This window comes from Rhizobium lentis, from assembly GCF_014200175.1.
Lineage (GTDB): Bacteria > Pseudomonadota > Alphaproteobacteria > Rhizobiales > Rhizobiaceae > Rhizobium > Rhizobium mulingense.
In genome coordinates, this window is record NZ_JACHBD010000003.1 from 167,501 (window position 1) to 189,333 (window position 21,833).

The 21,833-nt window shown below is 61.1% G+C and carries 17 protein-coding genes, 1 tRNA gene and 1 pseudogene; 7 read left to right on the forward strand and 12 right to left on the reverse strand.

What is annotated here, in order from left to right; all coding sequences use genetic code 11:
* Positions 1-27 precede the first annotated feature (27 nt).
* A complete protein-coding gene (locus GGI60_RS08955) occupies positions 28-1,590 on the forward strand; it encodes an undecaprenyl-phosphate glucose phosphotransferase (RefSeq protein WP_183914915.1) in 1,563 nt (520 codons plus the stop codon).
* Complete coding sequence (locus tag GGI60_RS08960) at positions 1,587-2,831, forward strand: O-antigen ligase family protein (protein WP_183914917.1); 1,245 nt, start codon at positions 1,587-1,589, stop codon at positions 2,829-2,831. The genes GGI60_RS08955 and GGI60_RS08960 overlap by 4 nt, the downstream gene beginning before the upstream one ends.
* A gap of 16 nt (positions 2,832-2,847) precedes the next feature.
* Here the strand turns inward: GGI60_RS08960 and GGI60_RS08965 are convergent, their stop codons facing one another.
* From GGI60_RS08965 to GGI60_RS08975, 3 genes are all read right to left on the reverse strand, one after another.
* Positions 2,848-3,678, reverse strand: a complete 831-nt coding sequence (locus GGI60_RS08965; RefSeq protein ID WP_183914919.1) for a carbohydrate ABC transporter permease — start codon at positions 3,676-3,678, stop codon at positions 2,848-2,850.
* Complete coding sequence (locus tag GGI60_RS08970) at positions 3,678-4,571, reverse strand: carbohydrate ABC transporter permease (RefSeq protein ID WP_183915466.1); 894 nt, start codon at positions 4,569-4,571, stop codon at positions 3,678-3,680. Before GGI60_RS08970 ends, GGI60_RS08965 begins: the two co-directional genes overlap by 1 nt.
* 123 nt (positions 4,572-4,694) lie before the next feature.
* Complete coding sequence (locus tag GGI60_RS08975; RefSeq protein WP_183914921.1) at positions 4,695-6,029, reverse strand: extracellular solute-binding protein; 1,335 nt, start codon at positions 6,027-6,029, stop codon at positions 4,695-4,697.
* 177 nt (positions 6,030-6,206) lie between these two features.
* Here GGI60_RS08975 and GGI60_RS08980 point away from each other — a divergent pair, with 177 nt between their 5' ends.
* Positions 6,207-6,821, forward strand: a complete 615-nt coding sequence (locus GGI60_RS08980; protein ID WP_183915468.1) for a GNAT family N-acetyltransferase — start codon at positions 6,207-6,209, stop codon at positions 6,819-6,821.
* A gap of 20 nt (positions 6,822-6,841) precedes the next feature.
* Here the strand turns inward: GGI60_RS08980 and GGI60_RS08985 are convergent, their stop codons facing one another.
* Entirely contained in the window at positions 6,842-8,599 is a 1,758-nt protein-coding gene (locus tag GGI60_RS08985) for a glycogen debranching protein (RefSeq protein WP_183914922.1), read from the reverse strand.
* A gap of 357 nt (positions 8,600-8,956) precedes the next feature.
* Between GGI60_RS08985 and GGI60_RS08990 the strand changes: the two genes are divergently transcribed.
* Both GGI60_RS08990 and GGI60_RS08995 read left to right on the forward strand, forming a co-directional pair.
* Positions 8,957-10,138 carry an ROK family transcriptional regulator gene (locus tag GGI60_RS08990; protein ID WP_183914924.1) on the forward strand — a complete coding sequence of 394 codons (1,182 nt, stop codon included), beginning with the start codon at positions 8,957-8,959 and terminating at the stop codon, positions 10,136-10,138.
* 100 nt (positions 10,139-10,238) lie between these two features.
* Positions 10,239-10,532: a helix-turn-helix domain-containing protein gene (locus GGI60_RS08995; protein WP_183914925.1), complete on the forward strand. Its 294-nt coding sequence runs from the start codon at positions 10,239-10,241 to the stop codon at positions 10,530-10,532.
* Between the two features lie 147 nt (positions 10,533-10,679).
* On the opposite strand, the gene GGI60_RS09000 is transcribed toward GGI60_RS08995, so the two are convergent.
* Positions 10,680-10,892, reverse strand: coding sequence for a hypothetical protein (locus GGI60_RS09000; RefSeq protein WP_183914926.1), 213 nt, complete (start codon positions 10,890-10,892; stop codon positions 10,680-10,682).
* Positions 10,893-11,036: 144 nt separating this feature from the next.
* Here GGI60_RS09000 and GGI60_RS31910 point away from each other — a divergent pair.
* Positions 11,037-11,311 (forward strand): annotated as a pseudogene (locus GGI60_RS31910) (DUF982 domain-containing protein).
* 40 nt (positions 11,312-11,351) lie between these two features.
* Here GGI60_RS31910 and GGI60_RS09010 read toward each other — a convergent pair.
* Positions 11,352-11,570, reverse strand: coding sequence for a hypothetical protein (locus GGI60_RS09010; protein WP_183914927.1), 219 nt, complete (start codon positions 11,568-11,570; stop codon positions 11,352-11,354).
* A gap of 546 nt (positions 11,571-12,116) precedes the next feature.
* Between GGI60_RS09010 and GGI60_RS09015 the strand changes: the two genes are divergently transcribed.
* Positions 12,117-12,749 (forward strand): class I SAM-dependent methyltransferase, encoded by a 633-nt coding sequence (locus tag GGI60_RS09015; RefSeq protein WP_183914928.1) that lies wholly within the window; start codon positions 12,117-12,119, stop codon positions 12,747-12,749.
* An 82-nt stretch (positions 12,750-12,831) separates the two neighbouring features.
* Here the strand turns inward: GGI60_RS09015 and GGI60_RS09020 are convergent.
* From GGI60_RS09020 to bcsA, 6 genes are all read right to left on the reverse strand, one after another.
* Positions 12,832-12,908: transfer RNA gene (locus GGI60_RS09020), tRNA-Pro, on the reverse strand.
* Between the two features lie 100 nt (positions 12,909-13,008).
* Entirely contained in the window at positions 13,009-13,677 is a 669-nt protein-coding gene (locus GGI60_RS09025; protein ID WP_183914930.1) for an HAD family hydrolase, read from the reverse strand.
* Positions 13,678-13,743: 66 nt separating this feature from the next.
* A complete protein-coding gene (locus GGI60_RS09030) occupies positions 13,744-16,047 on the reverse strand; it encodes a cellulose synthase (RefSeq protein ID WP_183914932.1) in 2,304 nt (767 codons plus the stop codon).
* Positions 16,044-17,090, reverse strand: a complete 1,047-nt coding sequence (locus tag GGI60_RS09035) for a glycosyl hydrolase family 8 (RefSeq protein ID WP_183914934.1) — start codon at positions 17,088-17,090, stop codon at positions 16,044-16,046. The genes GGI60_RS09030 and GGI60_RS09035 overlap by 4 nt, the downstream gene beginning before the upstream one ends.
* Complete coding sequence (locus GGI60_RS09040) at positions 17,087-19,525, reverse strand: cellulose biosynthesis cyclic di-GMP-binding regulatory protein BcsB (protein WP_183914936.1); 2,439 nt, start codon at positions 19,523-19,525, stop codon at positions 17,087-17,089. The genes GGI60_RS09035 and GGI60_RS09040 overlap by 4 nt, the downstream gene beginning before the upstream one ends.
* On the reverse strand, positions 19,522-21,714 hold the full coding sequence (gene bcsA / locus GGI60_RS09045) for a UDP-forming cellulose synthase catalytic subunit (RefSeq protein ID WP_183914938.1): 2,193 nt from the start codon (positions 21,712-21,714) through the stop codon (positions 19,522-19,524). Before bcsA ends, GGI60_RS09040 begins: the two co-directional genes overlap by 4 nt.
* Between the last annotated feature and the right edge of the window lie 119 nt (positions 21,715-21,833).

Genomic DNA, 21,833 nt, shown 5'->3' on the forward strand with positions numbered 1-21,833 from the left:
CTTGCTGACAACGAGCGACAAAACCCCATGAACAAGCTGGAAAAAAGCGATCCGTTCGACGTGGAAGCGCTGCGCAAGCGGGTCTCCGACATCGAGGCGCGACGCAATGCAAGTCGGGAGCAGGCCTCCGAGCCGACCGAAATCAATGCCTATGCCCGGCAGATCGCCGAACAATTCCGCGACGGAACCCGTTCGCCTGTCATCATCATCGGGCAATTACGGCTGCTGGAATTCCTGGCCCTCTTTTCGATTGCTCTGATCGTCTACTACTTCGTAGCCGGCGACGGCAGCGATCCCCTGCTGGTACGGGCGGGCATGGCGGTGATCGCTTCGGCCCTGACCGTGGCCTGCCTGCAGCTTGCCGACACCTACACCATCCCGGCACTTCGGGCGAAGCTGCGGCTGATGCCGCGCATCCTCGCCGCATGGACGATCGCCCTCATGGTCACCATCGGCCTGTTCGCGCTCGTCCGCGGCACCACATCGGCAATGCCCGAGGCCTATCTCCCCTGGTTTGCCGCCGGCGCGCTTTTTCTTGCCGGCGAGCGTTTCCTCGTCGCCTACGGCATTCGCAACTGGGCGCGCAACGGCATCATGGAGCGGCGCGCCGTCATCGTCGGCGGCGGCGAACCCGCCAAGGAGCTGATCCGAGTCCTCGAACAGCAGGCCGACAACGACATTCGCATCTGCGGTATCTTCGACGACCGCGGCGAGAAACGCTCGCCGATCATGGTCGCCGGTTATCCGAAGCTCGGCACGGTGCCCGAGCTCGTCGAATTCGTGCGACTGACGCGCATCGACATGCTGATCATCGCCCTGCCGCTGTCGGCAGAGGCACGCATCTTCGACCTTCTGAAAAAGCTCTGGATTCTGCCGGTGGATATCCGCCTTGCCGCGCATGCCAACCGGCTGCGCTTCCGGCCGCGCGCCTATTCGCATGTCGGCTCAGTGCCGATGCTCGACATTTTCAAGAAGCCGATCCGCGACTGGGATTCCGTCGCCAAACGCGGCTTCGACATCTTCTTCACCCTGGTCGCTCTTGCCCTGCTGTGGCCGCTGATGCTGGTGACGGCCATCGCCATTAAGGCAACCTCCGAAGGCCCGGTTTTCTTCACGCAGAAGCGCCACGGCTTCAACAACGAGATCATCAACATCTTCAAGTTCCGGTCGATGTACACCAACATGGCCGACCCGACGGGCAAGGCCGCGGTGACCAAGGGGGATCCGCGCGTCACCCGTGTCGGCCGCATCATCCGCAAGAGTTCGATCGACGAGTTGCCGCAGCTTTTCAACGTGCTGAGAGGCGAGCTTTCGCTGGTCGGCCCGCGCCCGCACGCCGTTCTCGCCCAGGCTCGCGATCGCGCCTTCGGCGATGTCGTCGAGGGTTATTTCGCCCGCCACCGCGTCAAGCCCGGGGTCACCGGCTGGGCGCAGATCAACGGCTGGCGCGGAGAGGTCGACAATGACGAGAAGATCAAGTTCCGTACGGCCTACGACCTCTATTACATCGAAAACTGGTCGCTCTGGTTCGATCTGAAGATCCTGTTCCTGACGCCGATCCGGCTGCTCAACACGGAAAACGCCTATTGAGCACGGTCGAGGCGACATATCCGCGTGTCGCCCAGCCGCAGCGGATGACACTGCGCCTAATCGGCTCGGCCTTCGTCGCCTTCGGCGTCTTCCTCTCCGGTTTCGTCATCGACGAGCCAGCCCCCTACGAACTCTGGATGGCCGGGCTGATCGGCCTCTGGTTCATCCTGGGATTGAGGATTTCACGCGGCGTCGCGCCCCTGCTTGCCCTGCTGCTCACCTTCAATATCGGCGGCATGTTATCGCTGACGCAGATGAAGGACCTGGCGACGGCGCCGATGTATATCGCCGTGTCGACTTTCCTGGCGCTGACCGCAGTCTTCTACGCGGCGATCATCGAGGACAGCCACAAGCGGCTGCCGCTGATCTTCAACGCCTGGACCTTCGCCGCCGTCGCCACATCGGCACTCGGCGTGCTCGGCTATTTCCACGCCTTTTCCGGTGCGGAAATCTTCACCCTCTATGACCGAGCCAAGGGCGCGTTTCAGGATCCGAACGTCTTCGGCCCCTTCCTGGTGCCGCCGTCGCTCCATCTCGTCCACGGTATTCTGGTGGGCGACCTGAAGAAATCGCCGCTGAAGGCCGCCGCTCTGCTCGTGCTGGCGCTCGGCATCTTTCTCTCCTTTTCCCGCGCCGCCTGGGGCCTCTTTGGGCTCGGCGTCCTGCTCCTGATCTTCATCATGCTGCTGAAGGAGCGCAGCGGCGCCTTTCGCTTGAGAGTCCTGGCGCTGTCGCTGGCGGCGATCATCATGCTGGTCGCCTCGCTGCTGGTGGCGCTGCAGGTCCCGAAGGTCGCCGAATTGTTTTCCGCCCGCGCCCAGTTGGTGCAGCAATATGACGGCGAACATCTCGGCCGTTTCGAGCGTCACCGGATCGGCTTCACCATGATGATGGAGCGCCCGCTCGGCATCGGCCCGCTGGTGTTCGGCACGATGTTTCCCGAGGACGAGCACAATATCTGGCTGAAATCACTCACCTCCTATGGCTGGATCGGCTTCGTCAGCTATGTCGGCATGCTCGTCTGGACGCTGGCGATCGGCTTCCGAAACCTGCTGCTCGACCGGCCGTGGCAACCCTTTTTGATGGTCGCCTGGATCTCGGTTCTCGGCCACGCCACCATCGGCAACGTGATCGACATCGACCACTGGCGCCATGTCTACCTGCTGCTTGGCACGGTCTGGGGATGCGCGGCGCTCGAGGTGCGCCACAAGCGTCAGCGACGGCTTGGACGCACGCCGTAAGGCTCCGTCGTCGTACCTACTTCGTCGCGCCTGCCGTCAAGCCGGCGATAAACCGCCGCTGGAATACCAGATAGGTCAGAATGAGCGGGAAAATGACGATCACCGCGCCGGCGGTCAGAACCGGCGTGTTGACGGTGTAACGCCCCTGGAAGAACAGCATCCCGAGCGGCAGCGTCCGATAGGCGTCGTCGTTGACCAGGATGAACGGAATGAGAAATTCGTTCCAGGTCCAGATGAACAAGAATAGTGCCAGTGTCGACATTGCCGGAATCATCAGCGGGATAACGATCTTGCGCAGGATATAGAAGCGTCCGGCGCCATCGAGGACCGCCGCTTCGAGAACCTCCTCCGGCAATTGCTGCATCGCACTGGCGAGGAAGATCGTCGAGAACGGGATCGACATGGCGATCTGCGGGATGATGAGAGCCGCATAGGTATTGATCAGCCCAAGATAGCGCATTTCATAATAAAGCGGGATGATGAAGGCCTCCGCCGGCACCATCATGCCGAGCGTCAGGATCGCGAACAGCGTGCGCCGCAGCGGAAATGACAGGTAGGCGAAGGCAAAACCGGTCAGTAGGCCCAAGAAGACGCTTGCGGCAACGACGGGTATGACGACGATAATCGAATTCCAGAAGTAAATGTTGAAGTGCCCAGCATTCCAGGCATCGACGTAGTTTTCGAAATGCGGATAGGCCGGAAGGGCGAATGCGCCTTTCAGGACGTCAGCCTTGCTCTTTATCGAGGTCAGCAACAGAAGCAGGAACGGGGTGATCGTTACGAAAGCCAGGAGCCAGAGGACAATGCGAAGGAAAAGCGCGGCGGGAATGTTGGACGAACGGCTCATCAAGCCAATCCTTTGCTTCTGGAGCCCACCAGCCGGTGAATTGCGAAATTGATTGCGAATGTCAGCAAGGCGCCGACAATGGCGATGGCGGCTGCGGCGCCGAAGCGATTGAGTTCGAAGCCGAGCTGATACATGTAGATATTCGGCACGAGCGTGGCGTTGGCGGGTCCACCGCGGGTCATCGTGAAGATCAGGTCGAAGCTTTTGATCGAGGCAATAACCGTCAGAAGCAAAACCACCCTAATCTCAGGCATGAGAAGCGGCAGCGTTATCCAGAAAAAGGTCTTTCGCGGCGACGCGCCGTCGACTTTGGCGGCGTCGAAAAGAGACGGGTCGATACGCTGGATTCCGGTGAGGACGATGACCATGCAAAAACCGAAGAAATACCAGGTAGCAACGATCCCGACCGCGGGAAGCACAAAATTGAAATCTCCGAGCCAGGGCAATGCGAACCTGCCCAATCCCACCGCTCGCAGAAACTGATTGAACGGGCCGAATGCCGGATTGTAGAGCCATGCCCAGATGATGCCCAGCACGGCAGTCGGCATGATGTAAGGCAGGAACAGGAACGTCCTGAGGGCGAGCTGTTCGCGCTGTTTCAGATTCCACACACAGGCGGCAAGCGTTATACCGAGCACGAGCGGCAGCACGCAGTAGAAGATCATCAGCTCGGCATTGTTGCGCAAGGCGATGTAGAAACGGCTGTCGGAAAACAGATCGGCGTAATTGCCAAGACCAACCCATCTGGGCATGGTCAGGCCGTCCCAGCTGGTCAGGCTCAAACCCAAAGCCGCGACAATCGGCCCAAACACAAACGCTGCGTAGAGCAGTAATCCAGGCAATAAATAGATGAAATTGGTCTGTCGCGTTCCATCCAGTGCGGAGCGTTTCATCCAGGACTCCCTGCCAAAGCTCTGGTCATCGCGCAACAAGCCGTGAACTCGTCGCACTTATTTTAACGTGATGAACGGGACGCCGGTCGGACAGCCCAGGGGGCGCGACCGGCGTCCGCACACTTATTTCTTATCTTTCAAATAAGCCTGATAGTCCTTGTCCATCGCATCGACAAAGGCTTCGGGCGTGATCTTGCCGGACAAGAGAAGCGGCGTGTTGTCGTCGATTGTCTTCAGCATTGTCGGGCTCGACCAATCGGGGTAGTGACCGAGCGCATCGTTGGCATTGAGTGTCTTCCACATCTCGATGCCGGAGGTCAGAAGCGGCGTGAGCTTCGGTTTTGCATCCGCCGGGAGCGATGTCGCAGGAAGATAGCCTGCAGCGGCCCAGCTTTCAGCGGCCTTTTCAGATACCATATAGTCGATGTACTCGCCGGCCAGGTCCTGCTTTGCCTTGTCTTTGGCCAGGCTGGTTATCGCCCAGGCAAGATCCACGCCACCGACGCTCATCGGCTTGGAAATGCCCTTCGGGGCGGGAATGGCCATAAAGCCGATATCCGGATTGTTTTGCATGTCGCCGAAGTACCACGTGCCGGAGATCAGGAATGCGCCCTGCCCTGATATGAACAGTTGGACGGCGTCATCACCCGAGATGCCCTCGAAGCCGGGATAAAAGTAGCCGCCCTGTGCCCATTGCTGCACGAGTTTGGCCGATTCGATATTCCCCTTGGTGTTCCAGGAACCGCCTTTGCCGTAGATCAGGTCGTCAAGCTCGGCCCGGTTGGCCGCGTCGATATGCGCTTGATCGATGGCGCCGATCATGTGCAGGGCGAGATGCTGTTTTGCCGAGCCCATCATGAAGGGCGCGACGCCTTTTTCCTTGAGCTTGTCGAGAGCGGCCAACAGCTCTTCGAAGGTCTGCGGCAGCGCCACGCCCGCATCGTCGAGGATTTTCTTATTGTAATAAAGGCCGACGATCTCGGCGAGACCTGAAATGCCGTAGGTCTTGCCGACCCCGAATTTCGTCCCCTCCCAGCGGTCTCTGGCAAGCACGGAATCCGACTGCCGCTTATCCCAGCCATATTTCTTGATGTACTCGTCGACCGGTAGCAGCAAGCCTTCCTTGACCATCGCACCCATGTCGCCGGCGCCCTGGTTGACCTTGGTGACGACAGGCCCGTCGCCGGCCGAGACCGCAAGCTTCAGCGTCAGCTTCATGTCATCGAAGGTGCGGGCGGTGCGTTTGATCGTGATACCGGGATGCGCGGCTTCGAAGTCCTTGTTCAGTTGCTCTATGACCGCGCTCTGACCTTCAAAGGTCTGGTCGTCCCACACGGCCAGATCGTCGGCGCGGGCGGCGGAAAGGCCAAAACTCACAAGCGCAGCGCCGGCAAACGCGACAGCTGCTTTCAATCGGTATGCCGGCAGTATGCTGATCGATTTCACGGTTCTGTTCATCTGCTCCACCTCATTTGGTTTATTCTCCACTCCCCGTTCCGGCTTCGCGCCTGGCGCCGGCCGAACGTTTTCTCCCCCCAGAGCTTTGCCTGGTTGGCGAATCTGAGGTAATCGTCAGTGCTTCAGCTCCTCTCGCGACCTCAAATGACAAAGCGCCACGCAGGAGGTGGCAAAGTGATGGACACCAGTTGCTTCATCCGTCCCGCCATTGAAGCGGATACTGAAGCCTTTTTTGACATCTGCCTGAGGACCGCGAATGGTGGTCATGATGCCAGCGCCCTTTACAGCGACCCGCGTCTGCCCGGCTACATCTGGTCGGTACCCTATCTCAAATTCGCCAAAGATTTTGCCTTTGTTCTCGTTCAGGACGGCCGGCCGGCCGGCTATGTCATCGGCGTCCCGGATACCAGCCTGTTCGACCGGAACCTGGCGGCAAACTGGTGGCCGTCCGTGCGCCGAGAGATCGCCGGACTGGCGCCCAGCCGTCCGCGCGACGGTGACGTGCTGGAGCGAATCCAAAATCCGCGCAGCGGAACACCCTGGCTCCAGGACCAGTACCCGGCGCATCTTCACATCAACATTCTTCCCGGACTTCAGGCAAGCGGCTGGGGACGGCGGATGATCGACACCGAGCTTCAGGCACTTCGCAATCATGGGGTCACGGCCGTGCATCTCGGGGTCGATCCAAACAATGAACGCGCCAGGGGCTTCTACCGTCATCTTGGCTTTTCCGAATTCGAGCGGGATGGCTCCGTCGCCTTTGCAATGCGGATCGATGAGAGATCCCGCTAGAACCGACGGAGCCAGACCACTCATGAGATTGGCTCCGCATTTGCGGCGTCAAGCCCATACTTCAAAACGACCGCCGCCGGCATGGCACTCCAGCCCTGAAGCAGGGAGCCGCGCCCATAGGGCGGCGAGAAATATTCGACCGCCCCGATCCAGCCATTGTCGAGGCAGGTTTCCCACCAGCGGGTCAGCGCATAGCGCGCGCCCCCAAGTCCGTGGCGCAGGCGTTCTTCGGCATAGGCGCCATCCCAATAGGGCCAGTCCGAGCCATTATGATAGCGGTAGGGAAAAGCGGTCTTGGATCGCAGATCACTGGGCCGCTTGAAGGGCGGATAGGCGCACATGACACCCCAGCTGCCATAGGGCTGTTCCTGATTATTGCGCGTTTCCAGTCTGGTTTCGAACGCTCTCAGCATGCCAACAGCCTTCGGCCGCGAAATCGCACCGAACCGCGACAAAGTCAGGCTGTCGAGAGCCAGATGATCCTCGACGAATACATCAGGCGTTCCATAGTCGAAATATCCTCCCGTTGCCGGGACGAAGAGTTTGGCCTCGATTTCCTGGCGGGCCAGATTTGCAGCCTTGCCCGCCCGTTCGGCAAGAGCCGGATCGTGCCCCTCGCCAAGCCTCGCCACCGCATCCATTGCGCCGACGAAAAGGCCGAGATCATAGGAGACAAGGCCCTCGCGATAGACGTTGTCGGCCCAGTCCCGATCGTTACGCGGCTTTACCGGCAGAACGCTGTCGGGGCCGGCCAGGCTGAGATAGCGGTCGGTGATCGCCCGAACGATCGGCCAGTGCAGCTGCACCTCGGCCAGGTCGTTCGTTGCATCCACATAGTCATCGATGAACAGGATGAAAAAAAGCGGACTGTCGAAGTGGTCGCTCCACCAGTCCTGCGGACGGTTGTGATATTCCGGGACTGCCCTTTTGTGGGTTTTCGGATTGGCCTTGCTGTCCGCGACAAAGCGCTGCCAGGCCTCCCGTTGCGCAGGCCCGGTCAAGATCACGCCGCTCGGGGCTTCTCCATCCGGCTGCACCCCCTTGGCGAGCAGCCGGATTTCGTCGCGCACCGCCTCCGGTGCGAGCGTCAAAAGCGGCTGCATCGTCCAATAGCCGTCGCGGTAATAGGTCCGCGCCGGAGCGCTATAGGCCTGTCCGGCAGCAAGACCGGCGAAGGCACCGTTTTCGTCGCGCCTGATGCTTGAAAGGGCGGCGTGGATGCCCTGGCTGACCATGCCGCGCATCAGCGGGTCGGCGGCGGGCATCAGGTCGCAACGCGTGACATATTCCGCCGCCTGCGCGATGATGGCTTCGCTGGCAATATCGAGAGCCTTTTCGGCTTCGTCTCTGGAGGCGCCGACGGCAATTCTCAGATCGGAGCCAACGGCCTCCACGATGAGCACCCCCCATCCCATTTCAAAAGTCTGGCGATGATGGTTCCGAGAGCCCCTCGCCCGTGCGCTTTGCCCATCCGGCTCGTGCCACCAGGCACAACGACGGGCCGGATATATGCCCAGAAGGCGCACGCCGCTGATCAACATCACCGGCAGCGACTGCGCAACAAAGACGCCGCCATGTTCTGCGACAATTCGGTTCGGGCCGTAGGTAAAGGGCCCGCTGATTGCAGAAAATCTCACCCGCCCCAAGTTGCCGGCGCCCCACAGGGCAAGATCAGCATATCCATCCGGGTGGACATCGGCCTGAAGACGCGGCGCCATGACAGGCAGCAGAACTGGTTTTTCGCAGGACAGCTGTCCGTCAGCCAAGGGCTTTAACATGGCAAAATCCCCAACAGGCGGGTTGAGGCGCCAGCAGAAAGCAAAATGGAAAAATAGCGAAACCGGCGAGCACCAGTTCCTCTTCGGGCGATCTTGGCGCGTAGGCAGCTGCCCAGACAATATGCATGATCCATGCTTGTCCTCGACCCTTATTTCGTCGCGCATTTGAATGCATTGACCTCAGCCTACAGGCGACTTCCCATTTGTCAATGACGTGGACAAATTGCCTACTTCCATGTATTAAATTTTGAGTCAGCTGATCAGGTTGAGCGTCAGACGTTATCTTTCGTGATGGTTGGGAGCCAATACCGTTGCTGATTAGGTATACGCTCCGAACTAATTGGAACGAGCAGCCGTATGGCAATGACACCCCGTGCCGCACAGACTCCAATCGCACGGAAAATTTCGACCAACGCCGTCATCCGGACCGTGCTGGCGAACCGTTCGATTTCCCGCGCCGACATCGCCAAACTGACCGGCTTATCGAAACAGACGATTTCCGAGGTCGTGCGCGATCTTGAAGATGAAGGGTGGCTGAAACCCGTCGGCCGGACCGATGGTCGACCTGGCCGGAATGCGATCATCTACGAAATCAACGCCAGAGCAGGACTGGCTGTCTCAATCGATCTCGGCGGCACCAAGATTGCTGCAGCTATCTGCGATCTGCTGGGAAACGTGGTTACCGAAACCAAAGTGGCTACCGACCGGCGCGGCGGAATGCATCTCGTCAATCAATTCAGTGATCTGATCGTCGAGCTCGCATCGGCGGCGGGGACGACCGCCGACAAGCTTCGTCTCGTCGTTCTCGGCACTCCCGGTGTACTCGATCCAGTCACCGGACATATCAATGTCGCGCCGAACATTCCCGGCGTCGACGCCATGGACCTGCGGCAGGTTTTCAGCAGCAGAATGGGTCTACCCGTCATCGTCGAAAACGACGTCAATCTCGCCGCGCAAGGGGAGCGCTGGCGGGGACACGGCGTCGAGATCGACAATTTTGCTTTCGTCGCGCTTGGAACAGGCGTCGGCATGGGCATCATGGCCAACGGGGCGCTGCTGCGCGGGGCGCGGGGCGCTGCCGGCGAGATCGCCTATCTCCCGATCGGCGGCGATGCCTTTGATCCCGGCGGGTTTAAGCTTGGCACTCTTGAAAGCGCCGTCGGCAGCGTTGCGATGCTTCGCCGTTACATCGGCTTCGGCGGGCGCAATGCATCCACCGTGGCCGATCTCTTCGCCGCATTCAACGCAGGAGAAGCGAGCGCCGTCGCCGCAATTGAAGAGACCGCAAGGCTGGCGGCGGTTGCCATTGCGGCAATCGGCGCAACCCTCGATCCCGAACTGGTGATTACCGGCGGCAGCATCGGCGCGAGGCCTGAGCTCGTAAACGCCATCCGGCGTTTCCTGCCGCGCTGCACACCTTATCCGCCGCGCATCGAGATCAGCCGCTTCGGCAACCGCGCCGCCCTCATGGGCGGCATGGGGATCGCAGTCGAGCGCATGCATGACGACCTGTTCGGGGTAAAATTGCGGGAAGCTTGATCCTTGGTGATCCAGAAGCGTGGCTATGTACGCCCTGCACGCTTCGCCATCGACCGCCGCGCCACTTGCGAAGCGCTGCAAATGCGCTAGATTTTCCATCATGATAAATGCAACGCAGATACGCGGCGCGCGCGCCATGATCGGAATGAGCATCGAAGAGCTCGCCGCCGCAAGCGGCCTGCCGGTTGAAACGGTGGCTGCGTTGGAAAAGGGCGAATTTGCGGGCGAGCCGCATGCGCTGTTCGACGTGCGCAGCACGCTCGAGGCGCACGGCATCATCTTCCTTTCGAGCGGCAATCAGGATGAAGGCGGCCCGGGCATTCGGCTGCGGGCACGCACGTCAAGCGATGACGGCATCCGGCCGGAAAATCTAAACGCCGCCAATGACGATTGACGGAACGGAACCGTCGCCTGTTCTAAAACGCGCGATCTTTCAGATTCGCTTCTTGCGCTTTAGCTCTTTGTCTTACGCATGTCGTTGGCGCAAAAGCGCAGCACACTTTTGCGCGACATGCTTTAAATCAAGAACGGAACCCGAGTGTCACAGATAGGTCTTGGCAAGATCGGCCAGTTTGCCCCCGTCTCTCACGCCCTGTCTGTAAAGCTGAATGATGACCGCACCGATCCGCTCGGCCTTCGGCGCCGTTCTGACAAGTCCGCGTTCGACACAAACCTTGTCCAGCACTTGCGAAAGCAGATCGAGATCTTCCGAAAAGAGCGGTAAATCATGCGGATGAATCGATGACCGTAACATCACGCCGCACTTCCCTCCGAGGGCAAACGCCTTCACGCTTGCATCGCCGGACGCCCTCCGCAACCGGCAATAAATTGATTATGCGCGAGGGTCATAACTTTAGCAACTGCGCAAATTCCTGTGGGACAAAATATTGTTCGAAGCATTAGCGCCGCGGCCTACAGAAGGAATGAGCGAGTACAAACGTGGAGTGAAGAACGCTTCCCCTCCCCCGTCCCAAGTCCATTCTCCAACCACAACCTCATCGTTTTCACTGCCTAGGACGCCGTCGAATATCTGAAGCGTTGGCCCGGCAAGCTCGGACGCGACCACCACTTGCGCTCCAGCACTGCCTGAGGGCACTGGACGGGCTGCGCAGCTCAAGCGCAGCACAGGCCTCCTTCGTCATGGCAGCAAAGACGGCAGGATTGCTGGTGTGAGGTCAGCGAAAACGGAGCAACCGCTCCGGAGCGTTTGCGCTCAACTGCGGCGGTGGCCGGCGGCCACGATCTGCGGGTGCATGGAGCCTTCCATGATCACCTTGGCGGTCATCTCGATCACCCGCTCCTCGGCCAGTTCGGCAAGCGCGAGGGCAACGTCGCCCTCCGGCCAGCCGGCCCTGACCGCCTCGTCCGACAGAGCCTGGAACGCGCTGGCAAGAGCCTGCCTGCAAGCTAGATTCTGATCCATATCGGGCATGCGTTCGCACCAGGCTGTCGGTAACAAGGGTATTTTCAATCTACACCTATTTGCGGGAACGCGAAGCGTTTTGAGATGTTTTCAGGCCGACTGCAAACTTCTTACCACAAAATCGCGTATAGCCTTAACAAAAACCAAATGGTATCGGCCATTTGCGAATGAATTCCCAAAATGAACCGGAAGAATTATCTCCATCTCGCCATTTAACAGGCATTTTTTCGGATTGTTTACTTTAAGTAGTTAAATTTTAAACCTATAAATTGGACTTTGTTCCGTCTGATGCAAAGCGTTGGGAGTTGATCGTTTCCATAACCTTCCCCGTCCCCTGTCAATCGGCTTTGGGAACTCTCTGGCCCGCGCCTCCATCCATCACATTGTGATGATGAGGCCGTTAAGAACGCCGGTTGGCCGCCTGGGACAGAAGGGCGCTCGAGTAGCGGCGCGAACGCCTGAGGCGTTAATCACCTTAATACCACAACGGCACCACACTCCCGTCAAACTCCGCCGTACCATTGTCTGGGCGGGACCACTTTTTCAGGAGGTGAAATGTCTATCGAACTGGACGCGACTACCTATATTCACGCCAAGCCGGCGACTGCTCATTCCTATATCTTGCCGGCCGTCGTCGATGTTCTTGAAAACAGTTTCCACCAAGCAAACGAAACAGCGGTCTTCGACCTCGGTTGCGGCACCGGCGGTGCTGCCTCCGTGCTGGCGGAAAAGGGCTACGATGTCGTCGGCGTCGATCCGTCGGAGGACGGCATCGCGAAGGCGAAAGCGGTCCATCCCGATCTTCCGCTGGAAATCGGCTCCGGATACGAAGATCTTTCCAGCCGCTACGGGACCTTCGATGCGGTCATCAGCCTGGAGGTCGTGGAGCATGTATACGACCCCAAAGCTTTCACGGCGACCATGTACGATCTGGTAAAACCGGGCGGCATCGCCGTCGTCTCAACGCCTTTTCACGGTTACTGGAAAAATCTGGCGCTCGCCGTGAGCGGAAAAATGGATGACCATTTCATGCCGCTGAAGGACCATGGCCATATCAAATTCTGGTCGCCGGAAACGCTCGGCACGCTGCTGCATGAAACAGGTTTCGAAGACGTCGACTTCGAATATGTCGGCAGGATTCCGCTCCTGGCGAAGTCAATGATCGCAATCGCACAGAAACCGCACTGACGGCCGACGTTCTCTCGTGCGGCCACGCCCGCGGCGCTCACCTCTAAAACTGATATTCTGACTGGGATTTCAAGGGGATAAATGGTCGGGGCGACTGGACTCGAACCAGCGACCCCTTGACCCCCAGTCAAGTGCGCTACCGGGCTGCGCTACGCCCCGACCTGCCGAAACGGCTTGCTTCGTTTAGTTTTTCGGCGCGTGCAATGCAAGCGGAAAAAACCTGCCTCCCATAAAAAGGAAGCAGATCGCCTGGCAACAATCAGATCGCGGCGATCTTCAGCGGGCCTTCGGCGGTCTGGCGGGGCTGCCAAGCCTGATAGTTGGCGATCGAGAAATGCGGCGTTTCGAACGGCGTGGTGTGTGTTTCGGTGATCACGGTGACATCGGCGCCAGCCGCCTCACCGGCAAGAATGCCGGCAACGGCGTCTTCGAAAACCAGACATCTCGTCGGATCGACGCCGAGACGGCTTGCGCCGAGCAGATAGCCTTCCGGGCTGGGCTTGCCCGATTTGACCTCTCCACCGCTGACAATGACCTTCGGCATCGGGATACCGGCGGCGGCCATGCGGCGTCTGGCGAGCTCGATCGGCGCCGAAGTGACGATCGCCCATCGGCCGTCGGGGATGGCGTTCAGGAAGCGGACGGCATCGGGGATCTCGACGATGCCGGAGACATCCTCCATCTCCTCGGCGAGCAGCAGATCCGCCTCGTGGGCCGGATCGACGCCCGGCAGGCCGAGCCCGCGGATCACATCGGAGGCGCGGATACCGTGGATCGTCTTCAGGAAGACCTCCGGCTCGAAGCCATGGCGTCTTGCCCATTCGCTCCAGACACGCTCGACGACGGCGATGGAATTCAGGAGCGTTCCGTCCATATCGAAGAGAAAGGCGTCATAAGACCTGTCGAGGATGTCGTGGAGAGCGGACACGGGTGTTTCCTTGCGAGCGCGAGGTGGTAGGCAGGCGAGTAGCGGAGAGTGGCGGCGGCGTCAACGTCAGTCGTTGACGTCGGGATGGGTGATCCTACGCAGATCGGCGAGGCCGCGGGTGGCGTCCCGGTTGCCAGTCGCAGCGGCAGCTTCAAAGATGCGGCCCGCATCATCGTACATTTTCAGATTGAGATAGCTGTAGCCGCGCAGAACCATCAGATCGATGCGCTCCTGCTGCAGTTGGGCGCGCTGATCGAGATAGATGAGGGTTTCGCGATAACGGCCGGCGTCGAAGGCCTGCAGCGCCCGATCAGCGAGGATCGCCACCTGCAGTTCGGCAGCGCGCTGGCGGCTTTGCGGTGCCTTGGTTGCCGCGACGGCGGCATTGCTGGAAAGACCGGCGCGCAGATAGGCAAGGCTCTGGCCATAGGCTGCATCTTCGCGGATCTTGCGGACCGGGCTCTGCAAAGCCGTCTCGAAAGCCGGCACCGCCTCCATCGGCCGGTTGATCTCCATCAGGCACCAACCGCGCGACAACGCCTCGGACGGCCCGAGTTGCTCCGCGTCGATGGTCGTCGAGCAGCCCAGCGCCCGGCGCGGACCGCGCTCGACCGCCAGCGTCTGCATCGCCGGCTTTGCGACTCGAACGGAGACTTCCGGCTCCGGCTGCGCTGCTGCCGGCTGAACCGGCTGCTGCGGGGCAAGCGGCGGCTTTGCCGGCTGCGCGCCGGCATTCGACACCGGCGTGCCTTCGAGATTGGCGATGCGCGCCGAACGGCCGGCCCAGGCGCGCTGGAGGTCGAGCACGCCCTTGCGGTCGTTCAGCTGCTCCCGGGTGACAGCAAGGCCATAGGCGGATGGTTCGTCGTCCGGTTTCCAGGCAAGCGCGGTTTCGAACCAGCGCGCGGCGGTCTGGAACTGGTTGAGAGAGCGTGCATACCAGCCGAACTGCTGCGCCGTCGGCACATATTTGCGGGCGATCACCTCGGCGGCGACGCGGTGCAACACCTCTTCGGTGAGGTCGGCGGGCGGCTGCAGCGCCATCAGATTGGCTGTTGCGGCAAGATAGGTTGATGTCGCATTGTCGGAATCGGCGCGCCAGCGGAACATCACGTCCTCGGCCTCCTGAGGCGCCCTGCGTGCGATCAGCGCCAGCGCCAGGCCTTGCGAAGCGACTGCCGTATCCTCCTTGGCTCGGGCCGCGCGGAACCACTTCTCGGCATCGGCAGGGTTGTTGCGGCGAAGCTGGTACCAGCCGAGCAGCAGCGCATCGGAGGCGAGACCTTCGCTTTCGGCCAGCCTTTCGAGCCGGGCGATGTAACCAGGCGCGATGGCAAGCTTCGGATCCTCATTGCTCTCGGCCACGAAGCGTCGGGCGAGGTTGTCGCGGATCGCGTCAAATTCCTTGCCGCCGTCGGCAGCGGGTTTCTCCAGCGCCAGCAGCGCCTGCATGGGCTGATAGTCCAGCAGCGTCGAGGCCTTTTCGACCGTCGCCCGCCGTTCGGCCGGATCGCCGCAGTTCTTCAGTATATAGGCGTAGGCATCCTGGCCGCGCTGCGATCGCTCCGTGCGAACGAAGGCTTCGGCGACACGCCAGAGAACATCGACCTCGCTGCAGGTCAGCAGGCTTGGCGTCGCAGCGCCAATATCAACCACAGTCGCATATTGCTTGAGATCCGACGCATTGATGAGACGGGCGCGAGCTTCGGCGACATCAAGCCGATCGAGCAGATCGGTCGGCGGCTGCCAGCCGGCATCGGCGGCCTGCCGATCGGCGATCGCCTTGCGTAGCTCCGCATAGCGTCCATCGGAATAGAGCTTCCACATGGCTTCGAGCTGTTTGTCGCGGTTTTGCGGCACGGCGAGCGGATCAGCCGGCGGAACCCAATTCGGATACAATGCCTGCAGGCGGGAGATTTCAGCCTGAAGGCGCACTTTGTCGCCGCGGCTGGCAAAATAGCGAAGCGCGCTTTCATCGACGTCAGGCTGCGGCGACGCTGCCGCCTGTTGCCGCGCCGGCGGCGGGGTGACGATCGCCGGGGGGGCCGGCGCCGGTTCACCGGCTGTCTGAGGCGCCTCAGTTTGCGGTGCTGCAGGCGACTCTTTTGCGGCGTTCGGCTCAGGCGTGTCGGGTGCGGGTGGTTGCGGAGAGGTGATCGCCTCGATCTTGTCGGCGACGGCCTCGGCATTGAAGTCGGGATTGCCGGCAGGAGCGTCGGACGGCTTGATGCGGCCCATCATCATCAGCTCCGGCGCCGGCTTGACGGCGGGGATGCCGAATCTTTCCTGCAGGGCGGCGCGATCCTTCAGCCCGGTGACGAGGGTCGCCACCACGGCTGCCGCTGAAATCGCCACGAGAGAAGATTTCACAGACACTCCGGATGCTTCTCCCCAATATAGGCCAGCCCCAGCAGTTGAAGCGTGGACGGATAATAGAGTGCGGGCGCAAATTGCAGGGCGGAGACCGGCAGCTTGGTCCCGTCGACTACACAGGCCACAACATCGTTAACAATTCTATAACCGGGATCGGACAAAACGGTCTTCGGCCGGCCGGTGGTCAGATCTATGGTGACTGGAATGCCATCCTGCAACATGCCCTTTCGCAGGCGGGTCAGCAGCGCCTTGTCTGTGATGCCGCCGCGCGCCAGATAGAGCGGAATGCGAAGGGAATTATAGGCGAATTCGGCGTCGAAACCCTCTGCCGGCCGCGGCGGGCCGCTAAGGCTGACCCATTCGGCAGGAAGCTTGCGCGGACCGAACTGCATCGTCTTCAACAATGCCACACCGTCATCCGACAATTCTTTCCAGGCATCCGACGGGGCAAGCGCCGCCATCACCGGAATTGCCTCATAGATCCAGTAGGAGGGGTTGACGACAGGGCCGTCCTTGCGGTCAGCGGCGGTAAAACCCTCGCTGCCCGGCAGCAGCAGCATTTGGCCGGCCGAGCGCGCGACTGTTTTGGCGAGCAGCGCCTGGGCCATGCGGGAGGCCGCCAGGATGTAGTCGTTGCGGTTCCACGCAGTGCCGGCAAGCGCCAGAGCATAGGCGATCAGCATGTCGCCATCCGTGGCATTATTGGTGTCCGTCACGTGCGGCTTGACGTTCGGATCCCATTTCCACACGGCCAGGCCATCGTCGCGCAACAAAAGTTCGGTGCGGGTAAAATACCAGATCTGCTCGAAATCGGCGGGGCTTGCCGAGAGATAGGCGAGCAGCATGCCATACCCCTGCCCCTCGCTGTGGCTGATATTGCCGTTGCCGTTATCGATGATGCGACCGCTCGTATCGAGAAACTTCGCCTTATAGGCGGACCACGCATCGGCATTGATCATCGCCTGCTGCGCGACGGCCGGCGGGCGTGCGGGGGCGAACATGGCCGTCGCCGCAACGAGGAGCACGCGCCACAACCTCATTTCGACCGGCCCAGATTTTTCAGCACGCGCGATGTGCTGATGCCGATCAGCAGCACGAAGGCGACGAGCAGGAAGGCATAGGAGAGAATGTTCGTCGACAGCCAATTGGCGGCGATCAAACGATAGTTGGAAATCGACCAGGGTGTAGAGGGCACGAAATCGAATCGGGTGACGGGTACCGTCTCGATCTTGGCCGTCTTGCTCGAATAGGTGGTGATGTGGCCCGATATTTGTGGCCAGTTCATCTGCGCGGTCAGGACCTCCAGTCCCTCGCGCAGATCTTTCGCCGAGGGCGCCGTCACCACGGTCCATGCGCCGGCGCCCGCGGGGCTGGACCCTTGGGCAAGCAGCAGCGTGGCCATATTTGGCGGGGTGAAGATCTCTTCGGCGCCGGGGATGAATTGCAGCGAGCTGCGGGTAATGTCGAAATTGCGCCCCACCCATTCGCGGAAGGCGGTGATCTGTCCGCGCAACAGGCCGCCGCTGACCTTGGAGTTCCATTCCTCGAAGGCCGTACCGGTATCGACGACGCCGGGCTGCGCGTCGACCACGGGACGCCACGAGGCCTGGCTCGCCGTGGAGACGTTGGCCTGCGACAGCGCGGTCGTCGGCATCTGCGAGATAGAACCGATGAAGATGGCGTCGCGATCGCCGATCGTATTCGGCGAGGCCACGCTCTCGACGGCGATCGGATGGCCAGCCATGATTGCCATCTGCCCAAGCAGGGTGGCGGCGGCCGACAGCGTGTCGGCGTCGATACGGTCGATGAAGAGCGGTGTCGGCTCGGTGGCCCGACCATAGGGATAGGCAGTGCCGGCCATGGCAGCCAGATTCGGAAGCTGACCGACGCGGGCAAAATCCGGGATGTGCAATTCGGAGGTATCGAACAGGGCAAAGCGCGCATTGGCATCGGCACTGCTGCCCGGCGCGCAGGCGGCGTCGTCCTTCGTCATCAGGATCGCCTCGATCGCCACCGTGTTCAAACCGGGCTTGAAGTGACGCATCGTCACCCGGATCGGCAGATGGCGGAGAATCCCGCCTGTCGTCGAGGTGAGCGGTACTGTGGAGGCGATGTTGTCGTTGACGTAGATATCGATGTGGCTGCCCGGCAGAACCTTATCGGTATAGGCGGCGTCGAGCAGCACCTTGGCCTCGCCATAGGCATTGGCATAAAAATCCGCCGGCACGGCGACATTGAAGCTGGTCCGGAACCGGCGGCCGGAGAATTCGGTGGTTTTTACGCCGAGCTGGGACAGCGCAGTGCTGGTATCGGAAAAGATCAGCGGCGCGTTCGGTGCGCTCCAGCGTTCGGTAGTCAGCACGTCGCGGCGGACATCGGCGGGCCTGTCCACCGGCGAGACGATCGTATCGATCGCCGAGGAGACCGCCTGCCAGGAAGGACCGCTGATCAGAAGCACGGGCGAGCCGCTGCGCGGATCGGTCACGAAAGCGGCGAGCGGCGCACTTTCGGCGCCGGGCGGCAGGTCGGGAAAGAGTGGCCGCAGCTCGGCGGCGGTGCCGACGAGCACGCCGAGCTTGCCTGGACCGGCGGCCGGAAGCGAAGCGGTGTTGAAGGCAAAGATCTGGTTCGGCATGCTGCTCAGCACCGACAGGCCCTGCGTCAGCCGCAGCAGCGGCCCGGTGGTTCCCGGCTGCTCCAGCGCCGGGACGACGATATCGAACTCTGTCCTGCCGGTGCCGTCGACGCCGATGGCGCGGATTGCGTCCGCGCTCGAGAGCTCCGCGGCATTCCCGCCGGCGAAGCTCAGATAGGTTCCGGCCGGATCGATGTTCGACCATAGCTCATAGGTGGATTGAATGCTGCAATCGGTGCGATGGCGCTGATCGGCTTGGAAGGTGACGAGGTTGGCGCCCGGCTGCAGCAGACCGGGGGGAACCTCGAACGTGACAGCCGATGGACCGTCCGGCGAGCCGACGCGCTGCTGGCCGATCGGGCGATTGTTGAGATAGACGGTCAGCGCCGAGGCCTCTGGCGCGACGACGACCGAATTCTGATAGGCGAAGGTGAAACTTGCCCTGGCCGCCGCCTGCTCGGGCGTCAGATAGACGGACCATGAGCGGCGGTCGTATTCGCCGCCGAGGCTGAATTTCGAAAAGGGCACCAGATAATGCCTGATATCGCTGGGCTTTGGCGAAGCGGCATTTGCTGCCGCGCCAGGCTGGGGCGCCGGCTGTGGCTGGACAGTGATCGGCGCGGGAACGGGCGCTGCCGGTGTCGCCGGTGCAGGCCTTACGGACACAGGAGGCGTGACGGGCACCGGTGCCGTCGCCGCGGGCGGAGCGGGCGGCATCGGTCTCGGGGCAACGGATGCACCGGGCGGGCGTTCGCCGGACATGTCGAAGGGTGCGGTCTGCGCCTGGGCGAAGGCGGAAGCGTTTAGTAGGAGTAGCGAGGCAGCGACGATGCTTTTCATCCGGCATTGACCTTTGCCGCCTGCTGCTGTGCCTCCCGTTCCGGCCGCATGCTGCGGAAGAGGTAAACGAGGCCGCGGCTGGTCTGATAGAGCGCCGTGCCGACGAACCAGATGGTGCCGCGGATGAGGCCCGGATTGCGGCGGCGCGAGGCCTGGAATTCGGTCCACTGGCCGGAATTGGCGAACATCAGGTCGGCGATCAGGCGGTGGTCGAGGGCACTTTTCGGCACATACTGGCAACCGACATTGCTGATATCGCCCGACGGCTCGATGTTGCGGACAATCAGCGGCAGGGTTTCCAGCTCGGCGCCGCTATAGGGCCGGAAGCGGATTTCGCCGGGGGCGCCGACCATCATCTCATCCAGCTGTTTATTGAAGATGTGAAGTCTCGCGCCATGGACGGAAACATCCTCGATCGAGGCCGCGTACCATTTGCCGTTGGCGCCGAATTCGCAGCGCCGGTTGACGCGAACGCGGCGGGACAGGGCGCGCTCGCCGCGTTCCGACACGACGCCCAGCGCGCAGCCGGCCATGATCAGGTTGATGACATTCCACCCGCCGACGACGAGCGTGACGTCGGCCTTATAGGGTTCGGCATAAATTCTGTAGAAGGTGATGACGAGCGCAATGATCTGCACCGCAAAGATGACGAAGAACGGACGGCTGATCTCCGACAGGCGGCTGACGGCAATCGATTCGTCCTTGGCGGTGACCTTGAAGGTCGGCTTCCTCGGATTGAGCATGACGGAGACGACCGCCGGCAGCAGATGCACCGTCTGGACATATTCGTAGAGTTCGGAAATCCACGGCCAGCGGAACGACCCGTAGAGGTAGTTCTGCATCATCAGGTTCACCAGCATATAGGCAAACGTGTAGGCCAGGAACTCGCCGCCGGAGGCGGTGAAGATCTCCAGATCGAAGAACAGGTAGAAGAGCGGTGCAAACAGAAAGATCGTGCGCGGGAACGGGAAGAGCCAGAAAAGCGTCGAAGACATGTAGCAAAGGCGTTGCGGGATCGACAGTCCGCGTTTGAGCAGCGGGAATCGGAAACGCAGGATCTGCATCATGCCTTGCGCCCAGCGGCTGCGCTGGCCGATGAAGCTTGCGAAGGTGGCCGGCTGCAGGCCGGCGATCAGCGGCTTGTCGACATAGATGCTGTTCCAGCCGCTGCCATGCAGCGCTAAGGCCGTCTCGCAATCCTCGGTGATGCTGATGCCGGAAAAGCCGTTCTGCGATTCGAGCGCCCTGCGGCTCAGCACAGCGGCCGAACCGCAGAAGAAGGCGGCATTCCATTTGTCCAGGCCGCGCTGGATGATGCCGTAGAACATCTCGTTCTCGCTCGGCATCTTGTCAAAGGTGCGCAGGTTGCGCTCCAACGGATCCGGATTGATGAAGAAGTGCGGGGTCTGGACGAGGAAGAGCTTCGGATCGTCTTCGAAATAACCGACGGTCTCGAGCAGGAAGTCGCGGGCCGGCGCGTGGTCCGCATCGAAGACGGCGATGAGTTCGCCGGTCGAATGTTTCATGCCGTTGTTGAGATTGCCCGCCTTGGCATGCTCGTTGCGGTCACGCGTGAGATAGGTGACGTCAAGATCCTGGCAAAGCTGCTTTAGTTCGACGTGGCGGGCCGCCGCCGCCTGGGCCTCGAGCAACTTGCCGGAATTGCGTTTTTGCAAGGTGCCGCCATCGTCGAGCAGCCAGACATGCAGCTTATCGGCCGGATAGTCCATGGCCTTGGCGGCAGCCAGCGTGTTTCCGAGAAGGCCGGAATCCTCATTGTAGGAGGGCACGAAGACATCGACATGGGGCAAACGCCCGGGATTGGCGGCACGCGAAGGGCGCGGCGGCAACGGCGTGGCGACGATGAAAAGGCTAAGCGCCAGCATCGCGACGCTATACATTTCGGCAAGGTAGAGCAGCAGGCCGGGAATGAAATTCTCAGGCTGGTTCACCGGCGGCAAGGTGTTGGTGGTGCGCCAATAGACGTAGCGCAGCACGATCGACGTGCCGAAAGCGAGTGCCACCAGGCGCCACGTCCCCTCGCCCTTCAGGATCTTGATCAGCGCCATTACCGTGACGACAGTGATGCTGGTGATCAGCTGGGTCTGCAGGTTAACCGGCAGGGTGATCAGCACGATCATGCAGAGCGAAACCAGGGCCCATATGAAGACGCTGCGGGCTTTGCGCATCGACGTTCCTTCGAAATTGCTCGCCGAGGCATCGTCCGACACCCGGGCACTCTCGCTGGAACAGGATGATTTCGGCCAGCTCGCCAAAATCTGAATCCTGTTCTAATTAAAGAGTTAGC

Excerpts from the sequence above, each read along its gene's own strand:
- GGI60_RS08955 (WP_183914915.1), top strand. The coding sequence starts at position 28 with ATGAACAAGCTGGAAAAAAGCGATCCGTTCGACGTGGAAGCGCTGCGC.
- GGI60_RS08965 (WP_183914919.1), bottom strand. The coding sequence starts at position 3,678 with ATGAGCCGTTCGTCCAACATTCCCGCCGCGCTTTTCCTTCGCATTGTC.
- GGI60_RS08970 (WP_183915466.1), bottom strand. The coding sequence starts at position 4,571 with ATGAAACGCTCCGCACTGGATGGAACGCGACAGACCAATTTCATCTAT.
- GGI60_RS08975 (WP_183914921.1), bottom strand. The coding sequence starts at position 6,029 with ATGAACAGAACCGTGAAATCGATCAGCATACTGCCGGCATACCGATTG.
- GGI60_RS08980 (WP_183915468.1), top strand. The coding sequence starts at position 6,207 with ATGGACACCAGTTGCTTCATCCGTCCCGCCATTGAAGCGGATACTGAA.
- GGI60_RS08985 (WP_183914922.1), bottom strand. The coding sequence starts at position 8,599 with ATGTTAAAGCCCTTGGCTGACGGACAGCTGTCCTGCGAAAAACCAGTT.
- GGI60_RS08990 (WP_183914924.1), top strand. The coding sequence starts at position 8,957 with ATGGCAATGACACCCCGTGCCGCACAGACTCCAATCGCACGGAAAATT.
- GGI60_RS08995 (WP_183914925.1), top strand. The coding sequence starts at position 10,239 with ATGATAAATGCAACGCAGATACGCGGCGCGCGCGCCATGATCGGAATG.
- GGI60_RS09000 (WP_183914926.1), bottom strand. The coding sequence starts at position 10,892 with ATGTTACGGTCATCGATTCATCCGCATGATTTACCGCTCTTTTCGGAA.
- GGI60_RS09010 (WP_183914927.1), bottom strand. The coding sequence starts at position 11,570 with ATGCCCGATATGGATCAGAATCTAGCTTGCAGGCAGGCTCTTGCCAGC.
- GGI60_RS09015 (WP_183914928.1), top strand. The coding sequence starts at position 12,117 with ATGTCTATCGAACTGGACGCGACTACCTATATTCACGCCAAGCCGGCG.
- GGI60_RS09035 (WP_183914934.1), bottom strand. The coding sequence starts at position 17,090 with ATGAGGTTGTGGCGCGTGCTCCTCGTTGCGGCGACGGCCATGTTCGCC.
- GGI60_RS09040 (WP_183914936.1), bottom strand. The coding sequence starts at position 19,525 with ATGAAAAGCATCGTCGCTGCCTCGCTACTCCTACTAAACGCTTCCGCC.
- bcsA (WP_183914938.1), bottom strand. The coding sequence starts at position 21,714 with ATGCGCAAAGCCCGCAGCGTCTTCATATGGGCCCTGGTTTCGCTCTGC.